The organism is Arcticibacter eurypsychrophilus, from assembly GCF_001730525.1.
Taxonomy (GTDB): domain Bacteria; phylum Bacteroidota; class Bacteroidia; order Sphingobacteriales; family Sphingobacteriaceae; genus Arcticibacter; species Arcticibacter eurypsychrophilus.
Genome location: NZ_MDFN01000016.1, coordinates 43,384 through 61,426, shown reverse-complemented (window position 1 = coordinate 61,426; position 18,043 = coordinate 43,384). Strand labels below are relative to the sequence as shown.

Here is an 18,043-nt window from a genome sequence, read left to right as displayed (position 1 = left end):
ACAAACATAGTATATAGCATGCACAAAGGCGCAATATTTTCTTCATTTTACCTTCCACCAGTAGAATACTTTTCCCAGTTGAAAGCCCATAATGACCAAATTATAGTGGAAGGATGCGAACATTATAAAAAGCAAACCTTTCGCAGCAGGGCTACTATACATTCGCCACAAGGCAAACTTGATCTTATCATTCCCGTACTCAAAGGTGCAAATCTTCAAACGGACATCAGAGACGTAAAAATTAGTTATGACTTCGATTGGCAACGACTGCACTGGCAAAGTATCCAAACAGCCTATCGCCGTTCCGCTTATTTCGAATTTTATGAAGACGACTTCAAAGTTTTTTATACCCGGAAATGGGAATTTCTCTTTGATTATAATATCGAATTACTCGACTTCCTGATTCGCAATCTGAAGTTGAACTTATCTTATACATTTTCAGCATCTTACGAAGATAATTATGATGATCTGGATGATTACAGAGATTCTATCCATCCCAAAAAAGCCCCGATACCTGAATTTAAACCCTATTTTCAAGTATTTGATGATAGAAATGGTTTTATACCCAACTTAACTGTCGTTGATCTGTTGTTTAATCAGGGACCACAAAGTTCCTCTTATCTTTAAGTTTAAGGATACAATAAGCAATACATTTATTATTTTAGCAGGCAATGCAATCATTTGAACTGAACAAAACAGATATTCTACGCCTGAAACAAGCGTTAGAGGGTGATGATAAGGCCTTAAAGGCCTTGCTTTTGGAATACCATGCAACAGAAATTGCCATCTTGTTTTCCAGTCTGTCTCAGGAATCACGTGATCGTATTATCAGCATGCTTCCTTCTGAGCTTGCCTCTGAAGTCATTTCAGAAATGGATGCTGAGATTCACCCAGAACGTATTCTGGAAAATCTTCATCCTGAACGGCTCTCTGAAATTATGGAAGAGCTCGATTATGATGATGCTACCGATATATTAAGTCAGCTCTCCGAAGACAGGCAGAATGAGATCCTGAGTGATCTGGATGAGGAAAATGCCAGTCATATCCGTAATCTGTTAACTTATGATGAGGATACTGCCGGGGGACTGATGAATACCCAGGTGCTCAAGATTAATAGCAGACTGACAAAGACCGAAGCATTAGAAGAGGTTATTCGCCAATCTGAAGAGATGGAGGAGTTCTATACCATCAACGTGGTTGATGATCATAACCATCTTCAGGGAATCGTATCGCTCAAGGATATCATCAAATCAAAAAATACCGTTATTATTCATGATCTTATAAAAGAAGATTTCGTTTACGTAAAAGCAAACACGGATCAGGAGGAGGTAGCGAAACTTATTTCGCAATATAATCTGACCAGTATTCCAGTCGTAGATGACGAAATGCACCTTTTGGGGCGGATCACTTTTGATGATGTGATTGACGTAATGGAAGAAGAAAATACCGAAGACATCTTAAAGATCTCCGGGGTATCCGAAGATGAAGAGCTCTCTGGTAATTGGAAAGAAGCGGTTAAAAGTCGCCTTCCCTGGTTAGTCATTAACCTGGGTACCGCCTTTCTTGCCGCCTCCGTAATCCGTTATTTTGAACCCACTATCAGTAAGTTGGTATTGCTTTCCGGATATATGACTATGATTGCAGGTATGGGTGGAAATACTGCTACTCAAGCACTTGCGGTGACTATCAGACGTATTTCTTTAACTGACCTGACCGATAATCAAGCCTACCGAACCGTATTAAAAGAATTTACCGTCGGACTGATTAATGGTGCCTGTATCGGATTAATCGTATTACTCTTCGCTATATTTTATGATAAAAATCCTTTAATGGGATTGGTTATTTTTATCGCCATGACGGGTAACCTCGTTATAGCTGGGATAGCAGGGGCTTCAATTCCATTGGTGTTAAAACGAATAGGAATAGACCCTGCAATTGCTTCTTCCATCATCATAACCACGTTTACCGATGTATTTGGCTTCTTACTATTATTAGGATTAGCAACCAAACTTCTTCTCTAAAGTCTTTTAATTTCTATAAATTAGTATACTTTTGTTTTATGATTGAGATCAGAAACGATTGGACCAAGGAAGAAATTGCAGCAATATATCACAGTCCCTTATTGGACTTAATATACCGTGCAGGTACTATACATCGCTTGAATGAGGATTATGCTGAAGTTCAAATCAGTAGTCTGATATCGATCAAAACAGGAGGATGTTCCGAAGACTGCTCTTACTGCCCACAGTCTGCGCGTTACCAAACAGGCGTTCAGGTTCATGCCATGCTTTCCGTAGACCAGGTTACTAATGCTGCAGTAATAGCCAAAGAGGGTGGAGCATCCCGTTTATGTATGGGTGCCGCCTGGAGAGAAGTACGCGATAACCGGGACTTTGACAGGGTTATAGAGATGGTTAAAGCCGTGAACGAATTGGATATGGAAGTATGCGCTACCCTTGGTATGCTGACCGAAAGTCAGGCTCAAAAACTAGCGGATGCGGGGCTTTATGCCTATAATCATAACATAGATACTTCAGAAGACGATTACAAACGCATTATCACTACCCGTACTTTTGACGATCGTCTTCAAACTATTGAAAACGTAAGAAAAGCTAAAATAACTGTTTGCAGTGGTGGAATCATAGGTTTGGGCGAAACAGACAACGACCGGATCTCGATGCTTCGGACGCTTTCCAATATGGCTAAACATCCCGAATCCGTTCCTATTAATGCGCTTGTAGCGATTAAGGGGACACCGCTTGAAGATCAGAAGCCAGTGCCTATCTGGGATATGGTTCGTATGATTGCAACAGCGCGGATTATTATGCCTAAGAGCGTGGTTCGTTTATCAGCCGGTAGAAATGAAATGAGTATGACCGATCAGGCGCTGTGTTTTATGGCCGGTGCCAACTCTATTTTTGCAGGTGATAAATTGCTGACTACCCCTAATCCTGAGTTTAACGAAGACATGAAGATGTTTGAAATACTGGGACTAAAACCTCGTGAGGCATTTAAAAAGGGAAGACCTGCAAATACTGAACAAAAAGAAATTGTATCTTCAATTATTTAAGCGCTAATTGGTTCTTACTTGGTAAGCAATATTGTATCAGGAATGAATTAAGCATGATTCAACTAATTAAGAACGTGATAATTATCTGGTAATAACAGGGTTTCATTTAAGCCTCATTTACTTAACGCAAAAGTTCTTAAACAAAATAAGGGGTTGATTCGTAAGTCCATTTTTATCACATAGAAGATGATAATTGCTTACGAATCAACCCCTTTCAATAAATATCTAATTTTCTGTAATTCGTTTAGTCGTTTTTAGAATATCACCAGCTGACTTTTCAATAAACCCAAGCTGCTCTGTAATTAGTTTACTGTCCCTGTTTTCCACATCAGGGTGTAGCGTAGGTTCTTGAATCGATACATCCGTTTCCATGAAATCCTCTTCCTTGTCTTTAAGTTGCGAGATCCCTTCGCATAACTGATACAGAGCCCTTTTTATCAACTTGACATGTCCATTATTGATCTTCACCGGACGATCACTCCGCATAGCCGCTATCAATGTAGCATTATATGAAGATAGCATATGATTCAAAACGATGAACTTACTGGCCTCCCTTACTTTGATCTGTTTACTCTTCGGCTCCGATAACATGCGCTGATAGGCAGATGCCAGATTGGCCGATCTTACATATAACTCTTTCCTGATCAATTTGTATTCGGTAATATTTAGCTCTTTGCCGGCAAGTCCCTCCGCTACCTTAGCCAGATATTGATAATTAGCAATCAGCAACTTCCTCATAAAGCTCTTCAATTGAGGGTATTCCCAGGATGGGAAAAGAAAATAACTAGCAATTAGTGCGATAAATGAACCAATGAAGGTATCCAATATGCGCTCCTGTACCAGGCTAAGGCTTCCTAACCCGATGAAACTAAACATGATTAAAACATAGGGTGTCATAAATAATACGCTAACCACATAGTTCAGCCTTTGAAAACTATAGGCCAAAATCATAAATACCATTAGAAACATAAAACGAATGGTCGTATCATGAATGTAATAAACGATCAGTGCTCCAGCAATTCCTCCTGCAACGGTACCAATTAACCGTTGGTAATTACGCTGCTTGGTTAAGCTAAATCCCGGTTTAAGTATAACCAGAATGGTAAGCAAGATCCAGTAACTATGATGACCTAAAGGAAGCAGCTTGGATATGCCGTAACCAATAACCGCAACAATAGCAACCCTTAAAGCATGTCGGAAAATCCCTGACTTCAAACTTAAGTTTTCAATAAACTGTTTCGGATCAAGAACTTGTGCAGATACAAATCGTCTTAAGTCTTTTTCATCACTCAGATCCACATTTTCTAGCTTTTTATCGCTGAAATAGTTGTACATCGTGTTTATTCTGTTTACGATATTTCTAATGTTGACGAGGATCTTCTTCAGCACTAAGTTGTTATCAACCAGATCAATTTTGGATTTAAGGTCTTCAAGCTGCACCTGAAAATCCTGTGATGGCCTTGGTCTTTCGTTCGCATTGATATCGTAACCCAGATTTTCCAACTCTTTACTAATATTGGATAGAATCTTATGGAACTCATTTAAAACTCCTGACGCCGCATAATTCTTTTGTATCGTGCGGTAATCATAATGTGACGCCATGGTTCGTTCAAACAAGTCAATCACATCCACAAAAATTAAGATCAGTAGCCTTGCCGTATTGGATGGTGACTTCGTGATTAATCTGTTTTTAAAAAGGATTTCCCTAACTACATCCTGCTGTTGATGTACAATTATTTGCTGGTCAATTAGTTTCTTGTAGGTATCATCGAAATTAAAGTCAGCCTCATAAAAGACTGCTTTTAGATTCAGGTACACTGCTACCTGATGGATACAATCGCCCAAAGCATGCTGCGCAATCCGGTATGGCTTAAATTGAGATACCGCAAGACTGAGACCCATATACCAAATTCCACCAACTACTAAAAGTCCGGTGTATTCGAAAATAGACCTGACCGTAAAATTCTGGTCTATATTGATAATCATGATGATTAACACACCGGTACCAATGGACGCTGCCCGATTGCCAAAGGTGTTAAACATAGAAAAGAAGAAACAGAGCGAAAATATTTCAGCTACAATCAATAAAGGATAGTCGTTAATTAACCCGGTTAATAGGGAGACAATCGTCATAAATAAAATGCTGAAAAGCATGGCATTTCTTTTATGAATAACAGCCCCAGGGTAATCAGGAATACTGGTAGTTATTGCACCCATAGAAACGGCTATGCCCGCTTCTAAATGTCCCGATTGCGAAAGCAGGAGCGGAGGTAATAATACCCCAAAAGTTATACGAAGACCATCTGCAAGATATTGACTGTAAATGAAATTTTTAATTTCACGTGTTTGCTTCATATTGGAGTACCTGTGCTTATAGCTAAGTTATAAAAATTATCAATTGTCAATAAATTAAAAACTCAGAATTAATAAATAGGTGTGAATAAATATGTAATTCTTTTTTTATTTTACTAAATAAATTAGTATTTTTATAACATGTCAGAACGGATAAGAGAGAAGTTAGCGATACTCGCAGATGCGGCAAAATATGATGTATCCTGTGCCTCAAGTGGAAGTAAAAGAAAAAATGATAATAAAGGATTGGGTAATACAGGTAGTGGCATTTGTCATACCTATACTTCCGATGGGCGTTGTGTGTCCCTTCTAAAGATTTTATTGACTAACTTTTGTATCTATGATTGTGCCTATTGTGTAACCCGAAAAAGCAATGATATTCAACGTACTGCGTTTACAGTCAAAGAAGTAGTGGATCTTACTATTAGTTTTTACAGGCGTAATTACATTGAAGGACTGTTTCTGAGTTCCGGAATCTTTAAAAATGCCGATTATACAATGGAGCGCTTGGTACGGGTTGCCAAAGAGCTTCGCCTCGAACATAAGTTTAATGGATATATTCACTTGAAAACGATCCCTGGAGCAAGTGATGAACTCATGAAAGAAGCGGGTTTATATGCCGATCGGCTTAGTGTCAATATTGAAATCCCTACAGAGAGCGGACTAAAATTATTAGCACCGGATAAGGACCGAAAGGATATGATTAAGCCGATGAATTTCATTAAACAGGAGATCATTCAGAATAAGAACGAGATCAAGTTGTTTAAAAAGGCCCCGTTGTTCGTTCCCGCTGGTCAAAGTTCGCAGATGATTATTGGTGCTACCAAGGAAACCGACAAGGACATTATGTATACGGCCAATAGTTTATATAAAAACTTCAACCTGAAAAGGGTGTATTATTCCGGATATGTGCCTGTGAGTCATGATTCCCGTCTTCCCTCATTTGACAGTGCCGTTCCGATGCTTCGGGAGAACAGGTTGTATCAGGCAGACTGGCTGATGCGGTTTTACGGCTTCCATGTAAAGGAACTTTTAAATAACGAAACGCCCCATCTGGATCTTGACATTGATCCGAAGCTAAGCTGGGCACTACGGAACCCTAATCAGTTTCCTATTGATATTAATAAAGCCGACTTGCAGATGATCCTTCGAATTCCGGGTATTGGTGTTCAATCTGCACAAAAGATTGTATCTGCACGAACATTTCAGCGACTCAATTGGGAAAACCTGAAAAAACTTGGGGTTGCCCTAAACCGGGCTAAATATTTTATTACCTGTAACAGCGCAGACTTCGAACGCCGTAATTTATCCTCTATGCAGATTAAACAATATATCCTGGCCTCATCAGCCAGTAAGTATTTGAAAAGTAACTCAACGCAGCTGCAACTATTTTAAATTGAGCCTAATGACACCATCTTCGTTTGATTCAATGACCATTCTAATCTACGATGGAACATGGTATGGGTTACTCTGCTGCATCTACGATGTTTATGAATATAAACTCGGACCGGTTTCTGTGAGCACTAAAGAACAGCATCAACCGGATGCATTCAGCAATACGCAGGAGGTATTTACATCTGCAGAACATGCAAAACGTGTCTTAAAAGGCCTACATACCAAGCTGTCACCTACTGGAATGGCTGCTATTTATTCTTGCTATCTCTCTGAGCTACCTGAAATGGCCTCTGTGATTATTCGCTATGCACGCCTTCTTTTTTCTTCCGGAATCTCTGAAAAAGCTTATGGTAACCCTGACGTATTGAAGGTTTCTCAAGTTGCTAAAATGGTCAGTCGGGAGCGACACCGGATGAAGGCCTTTATTCGATTCCGCTTGACTCAGGATGACATCTACTATGCCACTATAGAACCTGATTTTAACGTGCTACCCTTAATTGTTTCTCATTTTAAAAACCGCTATGCAGATCAAAAGTGGGTAATCTACGATACAAAGCGCGGTTATGGGGTTTTTTATGACCTGCACACTACGGAAGAGATTCAGCTTGACTTTACCGTAGACCCGGACAAACCAACAGACACTAACATTTTTGCAGAAAACGAAGAGCAGTATCAAACTTTATGGAAGGACTATTTTAAACATGTTTCCATTGATTCCAGAAAGAATACGGCTTTACATGTACGGCACGTTCCAAGGCGATACTGGAAACACTTAACGGAAAAGCAGGTTTGAAATTGATCTTTCTAAGAAATTATGAAGGCCATTTCTCTCAGAATAGTTGTTATTCAAAGCTGTGAAGCAGCATTCAATGAAAAAGATTTCCTGTTTCCCTGTTTTTTAATTTTAATTCTTTCCTATTAATTTTAAACGACATTAAAACAAATAGTAGAAACAAAACTTGAGACCATAACATCCAATTATTTTTAAACCAACTTGTAAAGGATAGTGACCCTGACAACAATGTTCCAAAATATATAGTTCCGTTGTGCAACACATCAACAACAATAATAACCGCAACTACCCAAATACCTATTTTGGGTTTCAGTATTAATAAAATTGCGGCGATAGGATCTATAAAAGTTAGGCTATCCCAAAAAAACCTTGATGAAATCGATGCGTTATATTTTTCTGACAGAAATCCATTATTAATTATCCAAAGTAGATGTGTTATTGTTCCTGTTAGCATTCCAACACATTGAATGATTAAATTAATTCTGGTATTGGTATTAAGCTTAGTGAATGTCAATTTATCTATTCGTTTAATTGCAAATCTATTCATCAAAAATAAATACTAGTATAAAACGGAATTCTCGAGATTAGTAAAGCATTATTAACGCTGATGATTGTTTCATTTTCCAAGGTAAGCAATATTTAAGGCGTGGTAATTATTCTTTATCTTTATTCTTTTTCTTCTTCTTAAAAATATTAAGGCCCTTTTTGAACAACTTTATAATAAAATTTTCTTTCTTCAGAGGCTCAACAACTTGAATATCGTCAATAAACGATGGGCAGTTCAATCGCGACTTGATTTCGTCACTCACTATCTTAAATTTCTTATACCGATAACTCGCAAACGAAGGCTCATCCATCAATCTGCTCATAAACTTACCCCATACGGGTAAAGCTGTGCGGGCTCCTTGCCCCAATTGCAAAGATCTGAAGCTCACTAAATGATTCTCTGCACCCACCCAAACTCCCGTTACCAGGTTAGGCGTGATACCAACAAACCATCCATCGGCTTGATTTTGAGTAGTTCCAGTTTTACCAGCAATATCCATTGTTAAGCCAAATTCACTTTTAAGCTTTGATGCACTGCCTTCTTCCACCACACCTTTCATCAATTCAATCATAATGGAAGCATTTTCTTCAGATAGAACCCGTTTCCCAGAAGAAGTCTTTTTGTTAAATATAACATCCCCTGAGCTGTTTTTAATCGTGCTGATATAAACAGGCTTAACAAGGATTCCGCTGTTTGCAAATACCGTGTATGCGCCAACTAATTCCATTAGTGAAATGCTGGCTGTCCCAAGCGATATAGAAGGAACTTCCGGAATGGTACTCGTAATTCCCATACGTTGTGCCATGGCAATCGTCCTTTTTACTCCGGTTTGCATGATCAGTTGTGCAGATACCGTATTCACTGAAAAGGCAAGGGCACCTTTCATGGTGTATTTGCCACTATACTGACCATTGGAATTTTGTGGCGACCAGTTCTCAAAAGCCGGATAGGTAACCCGTTTATTATCAAAGTAGGTGCAGGGATTGATTCCCTTTTCGATTGCGGCAGCATATAAAATAGGCTTAAATGTAGATCCTACCTGCCGACGGGATAGTACATGGTCATATTTAAAAACCTGGTGATTGATTCCTCCAACCCATGCCTTTACATCTCCTGTACCCGGTTCTATAGAGATCAGACCTGTATTAAGTACTTTCTGGTAGTATTTGATGGAGTCGAGTGGGCTAATCGTTACGTTCTTATTTCCTCCCAAAGCAAAAAGAGACATAGGCCTTTTTTTATTAAACACCGCTGCAATTTCAGTATCCGATTTCCCTGCATCTTTTAGCCGCTTATACCGGTCAGAAGCCTGCATGGCAGATGTAATAACGGAAGTGCTCTTTCCCCAAGGATCGCGACCCCTCCAATGACGATCAAAAGTCCGCTGAAGCTGTGCCATCTGATTACGTACCGCTTGTTCCGCCGCCAGTTGAATCCTTGAATCAATTGTGGAATATATTTTAAGACCGTCGGTATATAGATCATATGGATCGCCATCTTTATTCGTATGCGTTTCGCACCATTTGATCAGTTGTCTTCGTAAATACTCTCTCAGGTAAGGAGCAATACCCTGACCCGTTCGTTTGATGTTATAACGCAAAACTAATGGCCTTTTTTTGACTGAATCGGCTACCTCGGGACTGATATAACCTAGTTTAAGCATTTGTCCCAATACCAGGTTTCGCCTTTCAAATGAGCGTTGAGGATACCGTGCAGGGTTATAATAGGTATTTGCCTTCAGCATACCAATCAATACTGCGGCCTCTTCTAAATTTAACTTTCCCGACGACTTATTGAAGAATACACGTGATGCACGTTCAATTCCAAAAATATTAGCTCCCATGGGTACGGTATTCAAATACAGCTCCAGAATCTCTTTTTTGGTATAAACAGACTCCAATCGAACGGCTATAATCATTTCTTTCACCTTATTGATTGGAGTGCTCAAAAAGTGATGAGGTTTGCGGGGAAATAAATTTTTAGCCAGTTGCTGACTTAACGTACTTCCACCTCCAGCACTTTCATCCTGAAAAAGCAGCGTCTTAACCAATACGCGCAGTAGTCCACGGCTATCCACTCCATTATGGCTATAGAACCGAGAATCCTCAGTCGCTACAAGAGCTTGAATAACGGAAGGCGCTATTGCTTCATATTTTACATTTGTCCGATCCTGAACAAAGTACCTCCCAATCAAGACACTATCTGCGGAATAAATTTCTGAAGCAGTGTTATTCTGTAGGGACTTCAACGTTTTTTTGGAAGGTATTTTCCCAAAAAGGCCCATGAAAATAGCCAGATAGAAGATGAATCCGGTTAGCGTTAGAATGAGTAAAAACCTCCCAAATAACCTTAGTAGATAACGGTATGAAATGCTCCCCATATATGCAAATATGAGATTTACAAAACGATTAAGGAAATTCATGGTCAATTGGCTATGAAATTTAGTACACACTATTTGGAAATAATTACTTACAAATGGTGGTCAAATTAAGATTAAACAGGTATATATTTAAGGTTGAAGCTAGGGTGATGCTACAGTGAGGCCACGTTGAGGCCACGTTTTTACCGTAAAAGGTGGCCTCACTGTGGCCTCACCGTGGCGTCACTGTGGCATCAAGGGTAAACTGACCATAGCTCTCCCTTAATTTCATCATACTGTTATTCTATCTCCATAGGATATGAGTATCTTTGACCAAGTTTAAAATTAAAATGAAGGAATTTTCTAAATATTATATCGTTTCTGCTTCCCCTGAAGAAGTTTATTTGGCATTAACCAATCCAATCACAATTCATTTATGGAGTGGAGAGGAAGCTGTAATGTCTACAGAAGTCGGTTCTGAATTTTCATTATGGGAAGGAAGCATTTGCGGAAAGAACCTTGAATTCGATGAAAATAAAAAAATCGTACAGCAATGGTACTTTGGCGATCAGGCTGAAGATTCTATCGTTACGATCAAACTTCATCCTCATAAACAAGGTACATCTGTGGAACTGAAACATGTGAATATTTCGGATGAAGATTACGATGATATTGTGGAAGGCTGGAATGGTACCTATTTTCAATCCCTGCAGGAATTCTACTATGATTAATGGTTTTAGATGTTGTTTGTGCGCTTATTATTGATAAGCAAGGAAAAGTTTTAGCCGCCCGTAGAAGTAAGAGTATGGACCTTCCGGGTAAATGGGAATTTCCCGGAGGTAAAGTGGAACCCTTTGAGCGGGCTGAAGAATCGGTAATCAGGGAAATTAAGGAAGAGCTTGATATTGTTATTGAGATCAGTAAAGCCGGACCAGCGCATCTTCATCACTATGAAAAAAAGACCATCCGATTGATCCCTTTTATTTGTAAACAGCTGTCCGGTACAATCAGCTTAAAAGAGCACGAATCATTCGGATGGTTTACAACTGAACAGCTGAGAACTTTAGTTTGGGCAGAAGCGGACATCCCCATATTAAATGACTACATTAATTCCCTTTCCTGAACTTGAATTTATTTGTTTAAATAGCGGAGTTCGCGCTCTAAATAGTAATATCTTCTTATAAAAAATCAAAAGATACAGCGTATTTACAGGTTATGAATATCTTTGGGCATCAGGTATTCTAATTTACATGCATGTCATCAAATCATAATAACCAAGACCATAATCATAACCATGATTGTTCCCATAATAATGAAGGTGTTTTTGGCTCCAAAACCGAACTTATCTTTAGCATTCTTGCCGGTTCATTATTGACCGTTGGTTTTCTTTTATCTTTAATTCCAAGTGTATCCCACTGGTTTTCTTTAGCTCTTTACTTATTGTCTTTCTTCTTTGGTGGCTTTTATGCCATAAAAGAGGCTGTATTAAGTGTGCTCAAAGGAAAATTTGATATTGATTTCCTGATGATTGTTGCGGCTATTGGTGCAGCTTCATTAGATAAATGGGCCGAAGGAGCACTGCTTCTCTTTCTTTTTAGTCTGGGTCATGGTTTAGAACATTCGGCCATGGACAAAGCTAAAAAGTCTATTGCTGCCTTAGCCGAACTTGCGCCTAAAGTTGCACTAGTGCGGCGCGATGGGCAGGATGTAGAGATTCCTATTGATCAGCTCGTTGTTGGTGATATCGTAATCGTTAAACCGAATAGCAAGATCTCTGCTGATGGGGTTGTAATAAAAGGTCAGAGTGCTGTCAATCAGGCACCTATTACCGGGGAAAGCATTCCTGTAGATAAGATCCCTGTAGAAAATATTGATCAGTTTCATTCCGATAATAAAATAGTAAAACCTGAAAATCAAGTATTTGCCGGGACAATTAACGGCAACCAGGTGCTTGAAGTGGAAGTAACTAATTTGACTGAAGACTCGACGCTTGCTCGTTTGATTAAGTTAGTAAGTGATACTAAAGCGCAAAAGTCGCAAACTCAATTGTTAACCGATGAGATTCAGGTCCATTATGTGCCAGCTGTAATTGCATTAGTATTATTACTGCTCTGTGCCTTTTTGGTGGTAGACGAATCATTTGGTGACAGTTTTTACCGGGCGATGGCTGTACTCGTAGCAGCCAGTCCCTGTGCTTTAGCCATTTCCACGCCAAGTGCTGTTTTAAGCGGAATAGCACGAGGGGCAAGGGGCGGAGTGCTGTTTAAAGGTGGTGGTCCATTAGAGGAATTGGGCGGATTAACGGCCATCGCATTTGATAAAACAGGAACACTTACGGAAGGAAAACCTAAACTTACTGGCGTTACCGGACTTAATGGAATCTCCGAAGAAGAAGTTCTTGAGGTAGCGGTTGCCGTAGAAAAAATGAGCGACCACCCTTTGGCTGCTGCTATTGTTAAAGGTGCGCAAGACATAATTAAAAAGGAGATCAGTCCAGCGCAACACGTAGAGGCACTAAATGGTCATGGGGTAAAGGCAGAGTTAAATGGAAGTACCATTTTAATAGGAAACAGTGCCTTGTTTAAGGACTTACCAGAGGAAATATCCAGTCAGGTTTCCGAAAAAGAACAGGCAGGTAATACCACTATCATCGTGCAACGCGACCATATATTTATTGGTTTAATATCCGTAATGGATGTCCCCCGTGTTGAAGCAATGGATACGATAAAGAGGCTTAAAAAATTGGGTATTAAGCGTATGGTTATGCTTACAGGTGATAATCAACAGGTCGCAGAGTCTGTGGCCAAACAAATCGGGATCAAGGATGCATGGGGAGGTTTGCTTCCGGAGCAAAAATTGAAAGCGATCGAAGATTTGCTTAAACGAGAAGAGCGCGTGGCTATGGTTGGTGATGGTGTAAATGACGCTCCGGCTATGGCGAAAAGTAGTGTGGGCATTGCCATGGGTGCCGCAGGTTCTCATGTAGCCCTTGAAACGGCGGACGTTGCGCTAATGGCCAATAACCTGGATAATTTACCCTTTGCTATTGGGTTAAGTCGTAAATCGCACCGCATTATCAGACAGAATTTAGTGATTAGTTTAGGCATGGTGGCTATACTGGTACCGCTTACAATTGTAGGTGTTGCGGGTATTGGTCCGGCAGTTGTGGGACACGAAGGTTCCACCTTATTAGTGGTATTTAATGGATTAAGATTACTTGCTTACAAGCAAAAGTAAAATGGTTTAATTATATTCTATGGAATCAGCATCATTACCTGTTATCAGCATCCGGAATCTGAGGAAGAGTTATGGCGATAAACAGGTTTTAAAAGGAATTAATTTAGAGATCTACCCCGGACAGGTTATTGGCTATATCGGCCCAAATGGTGCCGGAAAGTCCACTACTGTAAAAGTACTGACCGGTTTGATCAATGACTATGAAGGCGAAGTTTTATTTTATGGAAAGAATATACAGGACGATATTATCGCCATCAAAGCGAAGATAGGGTATGTACCCGAAAATGCCGAGATCTATGAAGTGCTTACTCCTTTGGAGTATCTGGATTTCGTAGGTAAACTTTACGGCATGGAGGAAGCCCATATAGCCGAAAGGGCGATGAAATTGCTGACCGCTTTTGGTATCAATACCAATGCAGATCAACGCATGGATACTTTCTCTAAAGGGATGCGACAGAAAGTGCTGCTAATCTCCGGGATTATTCATAACCCTGAAATTATTATTTTGGATGAACCTTTATCAGGTTTGGATGCAAATGCGGTTATGATGGTTAAAGAACTGATCGCCCTGTTGGCACAAAATGGTAAAACTATTTTTTATTGTTCGCATATGATGGATGTGGTAGAAAAGGTCTCAGATCGAATTTTACTGATTAACAACGGTGAAATTATTGCTGATGGTTCTTTTGAGGATCTGAGAGCCGGTGGAAACTTAACTTTAGAACACATATTTGCAAAACTAACGGGTAAAGAAGAGTCTAATAAAGAAGCGCATCATGTTTTAGATGCTTTAAAGTAACGTTCCCTTAGTAACTGGCAAAGTTTAAGTCACGCATCTATTCTACTGATCTATGTTCAACAGATACATTATCAACTTCATCCTTTTATTTAAGCCCTTGTTTGTCCGGTTTGGGGTTGATCCTGTGCAACTGCGCATTATTCTTAATGTGAAGATGAAAATGGATGACAGGCGACCGAAATTTTATAGTCAGCATAAACAAACGCAAAAAAAAGAGGTCAATAACACCAGTTGGTTAACGATGTTCTTTTTAGCACTGACAGGGTTGTTCCTTGCATTCATGTTAATCATGGTGAAGCAACCTTATATCGGGCATACCGTTTATTTTTCTGCTTTTATGGTGATGCTGTCGATTACGCTGATCTCCGATTTTACCAGCGTGCTGATTGATGTACGGGATAATTACATCATTCTCCCCCGTCCGGTTTCGGATAGTACGTTCACAGTATCCCGCATATTACATATTGGGATTCATACGGCTAAAATGGCGCTGGCCCTATCTATTTCTGGCCTTATTCTCACTTTTATCCTGCAGGGCGTTATCGCTGGATTGGTATTTATGCTAGAGATATTTATAGGCACTATCCTGAGTATCTTTTTAGTCAACATCATTTACTTGGTTGTTTTAAAGCTAACTAGTCCGCAAAAGTTTAAAGACTTCATCTCCTATTTTCAGATTGTTTTTTCAGTTCTGATCTTTGCTGCCTATTATATGCTGCCAAGATTAATGAGCATGAGCATGCTGGAAGGTTTTGAACTATTGAATTACCCCTTTTTAGGTGTTTTGCCTCCGGTTTGGATTGCTTCTTTGCATGAACTGGCTGTGCATTTCAGATCGGCTACCTCTTTAACTTTGTTTTATAGCGTATTGGCGCTTGTGGCACCTGTTATTTCCTTGATTTTCGTGGTAAAAGTACTTGCGCCGGGCTTTAATCAAAAGCTCTTAGCGATTAGCAGCAGTGGGGAAGAAGGCACCGTTATTTCTTCGGAAGGACAAGGAGCATCCAAAGGTTTAATGAATTCTATTGCTAAAAGAATTGCACCAGATCCTATCGAAAATGCTGGTTTCAAAATTACCTGGTTACTTTCCTCCCGTTACAGGGACTTTAAAGTGAAAGTATACCCTTCTTTTGCCTTTGTACCGGTGTATTTTGTGTATTTCGGATTTATTAATGTGAAAGGAAGCTTGTCAGAACGCTGGCATCAACTCATGACGGGTAATTTGTATATTTTGGCACTTTATTTAACGAGTTTGATATTAACTACCGTGATGCAACATGTAAGCATGACAGAGAAGTATAAGGCTTCATGGATCTATTTTACCACTCCGCATCAGCAGCCTGGAAAAATATTGGCAGGGATGTTTAAAGCGGTGATCATTAAGTTTTATCTGCCTTATTTTACGGTAGTTTCGGTTTTAAGTGTGCTGTTCTGGGGACCAAAGGTGGTCAATGATCTGCTGCTGGCATTTATGGTAGGAATAGTTTTTGGAATCCTGGTTGCTCTTTTTCAAGTCAAGGGATTGCCTTTTTCACAACCTGTCAACATTAAGAAGGGAGGGAAGATTTTTAAAACCTTTGGCGTAATGCTTCTGCCTATGGCATTAGGGTTTTTGCATTATTATACCGCCAGATGGGAATGGGCTATTTGGATTGCTGTGGTGATCATGACTTTCATGGCATGGCTTTCATTTAGCTTTTACCGGAAAGAAACCTGGGAAAGTTTGGAATTGGCTGATTAACAAGATATCAAATGGTACTTTTTAGAAGGGGAGTGATTGAGTTGCTTTTAGAAGGTATTCCTGTAAAATTATAGACGTATTAACCTGAAATATACTTTCCACCAGGGATTTTGTTGATCACATAAATAACCAGAGATGAAATCAACAAGCAGCAGACAACCGTTAATGGAATTCCCAACAGGGGATGAATAGTGCGCCAACTTATTTTGAGATGCGTTAATATAAGTATATGAACCAGATAGATTCCATAACTATATCGGTTAATGAAAGTAATAACCTTATTCTTTTTATCAGGATTGATTTTCAGTGATTTAAAATACAGAAAAACTCCTGATGCAAAAAGAATTACATTAGGACTGGTATATCCATAAAAAAAGAGATTAAATTTCCCATAGTAAGACGTTAGGATATAAGTGCCTACAGCCGTTATCAATATGCCTGTAACAATCAGTATAAGAGCAACCTTGGCGGTATTAAAGCTGAATTCTTTTCTGGAGAGGTAATATCCTAAAACGAGATAACCAATATATCTGATGAAATGATTGATTTCAACTCCTTTTCCTACATTTTCTAAAAGTAATAATCCAACTAACCAGACACCAAGAAAATACAACAGGGCTGATTCCCTGGCTTTCCTGATCCATTTTCCCATAAAGGGTATAGCCAGATACAATCCGATTATCATGTAGATATACCAAAAATGATAGGAGATTACTTTATACTTAATCTGATCAACCAGTTGGGCGTAAAGTTCATTTGCAGATAAAGTTTGAATGCTTTTTGTGTAAAACAGAAAATAATGTACGATATAAACTACACACCAGAATAGGAAAGGGTAGATTAACCGTGATAATCTTTTTTTGAAGAATTGGGGTAGGGCAGTATCTTTAGGTAGGAGAAGTGCACCGGAAAGCATTACGAATATGGGAACACAAAAGCGGGAGACACTATCAAACAAATTCCCGGTCCACCAGGTGAGATCGGGAATTTGTTTGTATAAAGGAAGTATAGAGGCAGAAACATGAACGGTGATAACGGCTATAGTAGCGGCTACACGTAGGTGATCTGCCCAAATAAATTTCGTTTGTTGATTCATTGGGATTTCAAATGTAGACATTTCAAATCCTGATGATGAATTGGGCAGCTAAACAAAATCCTGTAAAGAATTTAGGTTAAGCTGTTGCAAGCTTAGTTATGTTACGGTATACAAACTCGGTAAAAATATGTCTGCGGGCAAAACGACCCGGAGAATCAGAGTTTACTAATTTTGTATACGTGTTCTTTGGAACATCAAAATATTCGTATGCACTTCCGTCTGTAAAGGTGATTTTTAATGTCTGTGCTTTATATTCAAAATCAGTAATACCACTAGCGCTGGTAGTCAGATTATATCCTTCCAGATTTGCTTCTTTTGTTTCAGGCGCGATACTTACTAAAAAGTGGTAAGCTTCAATAATTTCTTTGCTCTTTGCTTCTGCTTCAATTTTAGCTTCAGGATTATCAAGGATTTTATCAGGATGACAATCTTTCATCACGTTCCTGTAAATGGTCTTTAACTCCTTTAACTCAGTATTTTCATTAACGCTTAACAGCTTTCTAAAATCTACAATCTTCTTCATGAATTCTTTTTTGGTAATTATTGCCTACGAAGGAAAAAAGGCAAACGTAATGCGATATGCTTAACTTTCTAGGAATAAAGTGCAAAGCTATGAAAATTAATTACATGTGCTACTTCCGAGAAAAGAAATAT

15 protein-coding genes are annotated in these 18,043 nt (G+C 39.2%); 10 read left to right on the top strand and 5 right to left on the bottom strand.

Going from position 1 to position 18,043, the window contains the following annotated elements:
• The first annotated feature begins 18 nt into the window (after nt 1-18).
• From BFL47_RS10390 to bioB, 3 genes are read left to right on the top strand one after another with little or no spacing between them, the layout of a single operon-like run.
• Nucleotides 19-627: a WbqC family protein gene (locus tag BFL47_RS10390; protein ID WP_069659729.1), complete on the top strand. Its 609-nt coding sequence runs from the start codon at nt 19-21 to the stop codon at nt 625-627.
• A gap of 44 nt (nt 628-671) precedes the next feature.
• On the top strand, nt 672-2,021 hold the full coding sequence (mgtE, locus tag BFL47_RS10385; protein WP_069659728.1) for a magnesium transporter: 1,350 nt from the start codon (nt 672-674) through the stop codon (nt 2,019-2,021).
• Between the two features lie 38 nt (nt 2,022-2,059).
• Entirely contained in the window at nt 2,060-3,070 is a 1,011-nt protein-coding gene (gene bioB / locus BFL47_RS10380) for a biotin synthase BioB (RefSeq protein WP_069659727.1), read from the top strand.
• 225 nt (nt 3,071-3,295) lie between these two features.
• Here bioB and BFL47_RS10375 read toward each other — a convergent pair whose 3' ends face one another.
• A complete protein-coding gene (locus BFL47_RS10375) occupies nt 3,296-5,425 on the bottom strand; it encodes an FUSC family protein (protein ID WP_069659726.1) in 2,130 nt (709 codons plus the stop codon).
• A 138-nt stretch (nt 5,426-5,563) separates the two neighbouring features.
• Between BFL47_RS10375 and BFL47_RS10370 the strand changes: the two genes are divergently transcribed.
• Both BFL47_RS10370 and BFL47_RS10365 read left to right on the top strand, forming a co-directional pair.
• The gene (locus BFL47_RS10370; RefSeq protein ID WP_069659725.1) at nt 5,564-6,817 is read left to right on the top strand and encodes a putative DNA modification/repair radical SAM protein; all 1,254 of its coding nucleotides are present in this window, start codon (nt 5,564-5,566) and stop codon (nt 6,815-6,817) included.
• Between the two features lie 10 nt (nt 6,818-6,827).
• On the top strand, nt 6,828-7,610 hold the full coding sequence (locus BFL47_RS10365) for a TIGR03915 family putative DNA repair protein (protein ID WP_083257112.1): 783 nt from the start codon (nt 6,828-6,830) through the stop codon (nt 7,608-7,610).
• A gap of 73 nt (nt 7,611-7,683) precedes the next feature.
• Here BFL47_RS10365 and BFL47_RS10360 read toward each other — a convergent pair whose 3' ends face one another.
• Together BFL47_RS10360 and BFL47_RS10355 are read right to left on the bottom strand one after the other, a co-directional pair.
• Nucleotides 7,684-8,157, bottom strand: a complete 474-nt coding sequence (locus tag BFL47_RS10360) for a hypothetical protein (RefSeq protein WP_069659723.1) — start codon at nt 8,155-8,157, stop codon at nt 7,684-7,686.
• Between the two features lie 106 nt (nt 8,158-8,263).
• The gene (locus BFL47_RS10355) at nt 8,264-10,537 is read right to left on the bottom strand and encodes a penicillin-binding protein 1A (RefSeq protein ID WP_069659722.1); all 2,274 of its coding nucleotides are present in this window, start codon (nt 10,535-10,537) and stop codon (nt 8,264-8,266) included.
• Nucleotides 10,538-10,866: 329 nt separating this feature from the next.
• On the opposite strand from BFL47_RS10355, the gene BFL47_RS10350 reads away from it, so the two are divergent.
• The 5 genes from BFL47_RS10350 (at nt 10,867) to BFL47_RS10330 (ending at nt 16,293) form a co-directional block, all read left to right on the top strand.
• Nucleotides 10,867-11,247 carry an SRPBCC domain-containing protein gene (locus BFL47_RS10350; RefSeq protein ID WP_069659721.1) on the top strand — a complete coding sequence of 127 codons (381 nt, stop codon included), beginning with the start codon at nt 10,867-10,869 and terminating at the stop codon, nt 11,245-11,247.
• Nucleotides 11,247-11,639 carry a (deoxy)nucleoside triphosphate pyrophosphohydrolase gene (locus BFL47_RS10345; protein ID WP_069659720.1) on the top strand — a complete coding sequence of 131 codons (393 nt, stop codon included), beginning with the start codon at nt 11,247-11,249 and terminating at the stop codon, nt 11,637-11,639. Before BFL47_RS10350 ends, BFL47_RS10345 begins: the two co-directional genes overlap by 1 nt.
• A 131-nt stretch (nt 11,640-11,770) precedes the next feature.
• Nucleotides 11,771-13,753 (top strand): heavy metal translocating P-type ATPase, encoded by a 1,983-nt coding sequence (locus BFL47_RS10340; RefSeq protein ID WP_069659719.1) that lies wholly within the window; start codon nt 11,771-11,773, stop codon nt 13,751-13,753.
• Nucleotides 13,754-13,772: 19 nt separating this feature from the next.
• The gene (locus BFL47_RS10335) at nt 13,773-14,552 is read left to right on the top strand and encodes an ABC transporter ATP-binding protein (RefSeq protein ID WP_069659718.1); all 780 of its coding nucleotides are present in this window, start codon (nt 13,773-13,775) and stop codon (nt 14,550-14,552) included.
• A 52-nt stretch (nt 14,553-14,604) separates the two neighbouring features.
• Nucleotides 14,605-16,293, top strand: a complete 1,689-nt coding sequence (locus BFL47_RS10330) for a hypothetical protein (protein ID WP_069659717.1) — start codon at nt 14,605-14,607, stop codon at nt 16,291-16,293.
• A gap of 79 nt (nt 16,294-16,372) precedes the next feature.
• Here the strand turns inward: BFL47_RS10330 and BFL47_RS10325 are convergent, their stop codons facing one another.
• Both BFL47_RS10325 and BFL47_RS10320 read right to left on the bottom strand, forming a co-directional pair.
• The gene (locus BFL47_RS10325; RefSeq protein ID WP_069659716.1) at nt 16,373-17,410 is read right to left on the bottom strand and encodes an acyltransferase; all 1,038 of its coding nucleotides are present in this window, start codon (nt 17,408-17,410) and stop codon (nt 16,373-16,375) included.
• Between the two features lie 55 nt (nt 17,411-17,465).
• The gene (locus tag BFL47_RS10320) at nt 17,466-17,912 is read right to left on the bottom strand and encodes a KTSC domain-containing protein (RefSeq protein ID WP_016193698.1); all 447 of its coding nucleotides are present in this window, start codon (nt 17,910-17,912) and stop codon (nt 17,466-17,468) included.
• Nucleotides 17,913-18,043: the final 131 nt, after the last annotated feature.

What these genes read in the sequence shown, in the direction of transcription:
- mgtE (WP_069659728.1), top strand. Translation starts at nt 672, where the DNA reads ATGCAATCATTTGAACTGAACAAAACAGATATTCTACGCCTGAAACAA.
- BFL47_RS10370 (WP_069659725.1), top strand. Translation starts at nt 5,564, where the DNA reads ATGTCAGAACGGATAAGAGAGAAGTTAGCGATACTCGCAGATGCGGCA.
- bioB (WP_069659727.1), top strand. Translation starts at nt 2,060, where the DNA reads ATGATTGAGATCAGAAACGATTGGACCAAGGAAGAAATTGCAGCAATA.
- BFL47_RS10390 (WP_069659729.1), top strand. Translation starts at nt 19, where the DNA reads ATGCACAAAGGCGCAATATTTTCTTCATTTTACCTTCCACCAGTAGAA.
- BFL47_RS10335 (WP_069659718.1), top strand. Translation starts at nt 13,773, where the DNA reads ATGGAATCAGCATCATTACCTGTTATCAGCATCCGGAATCTGAGGAAG.
- BFL47_RS10375 (WP_069659726.1), bottom strand. Translation starts at nt 5,425, where the DNA reads ATGAAGCAAACACGTGAAATTAAAAATTTCATTTACAGTCAATATCTT.
- BFL47_RS10320 (WP_016193698.1), bottom strand. Translation starts at nt 17,912, where the DNA reads ATGAAGAAGATTGTAGATTTTAGAAAGCTGTTAAGCGTTAATGAAAAT.
- BFL47_RS10345 (WP_069659720.1), top strand. Translation starts at nt 11,247, where the DNA reads ATGGTTTTAGATGTTGTTTGTGCGCTTATTATTGATAAGCAAGGAAAA.
- BFL47_RS10340 (WP_069659719.1), top strand. Translation starts at nt 11,771, where the DNA reads ATGTCATCAAATCATAATAACCAAGACCATAATCATAACCATGATTGT.
- BFL47_RS10330 (WP_069659717.1), top strand. Translation starts at nt 14,605, where the DNA reads ATGTTCAACAGATACATTATCAACTTCATCCTTTTATTTAAGCCCTTG.
- BFL47_RS10360 (WP_069659723.1), bottom strand. Translation starts at nt 8,157, where the DNA reads ATGAATAGATTTGCAATTAAACGAATAGATAAATTGACATTCACTAAG.
- BFL47_RS10355 (WP_069659722.1), bottom strand. Translation starts at nt 10,537, where the DNA reads ATGGGGAGCATTTCATACCGTTATCTACTAAGGTTATTTGGGAGGTTT.
- BFL47_RS10350 (WP_069659721.1), top strand. Translation starts at nt 10,867, where the DNA reads ATGAAGGAATTTTCTAAATATTATATCGTTTCTGCTTCCCCTGAAGAA.
- BFL47_RS10365 (WP_083257112.1), top strand. Translation starts at nt 6,828, where the DNA reads ATGACACCATCTTCGTTTGATTCAATGACCATTCTAATCTACGATGGA.
- BFL47_RS10325 (WP_069659716.1), bottom strand. Translation starts at nt 17,410, where the DNA reads ATGTCTACATTTGAAATCCCAATGAATCAACAAACGAAATTTATTTGG.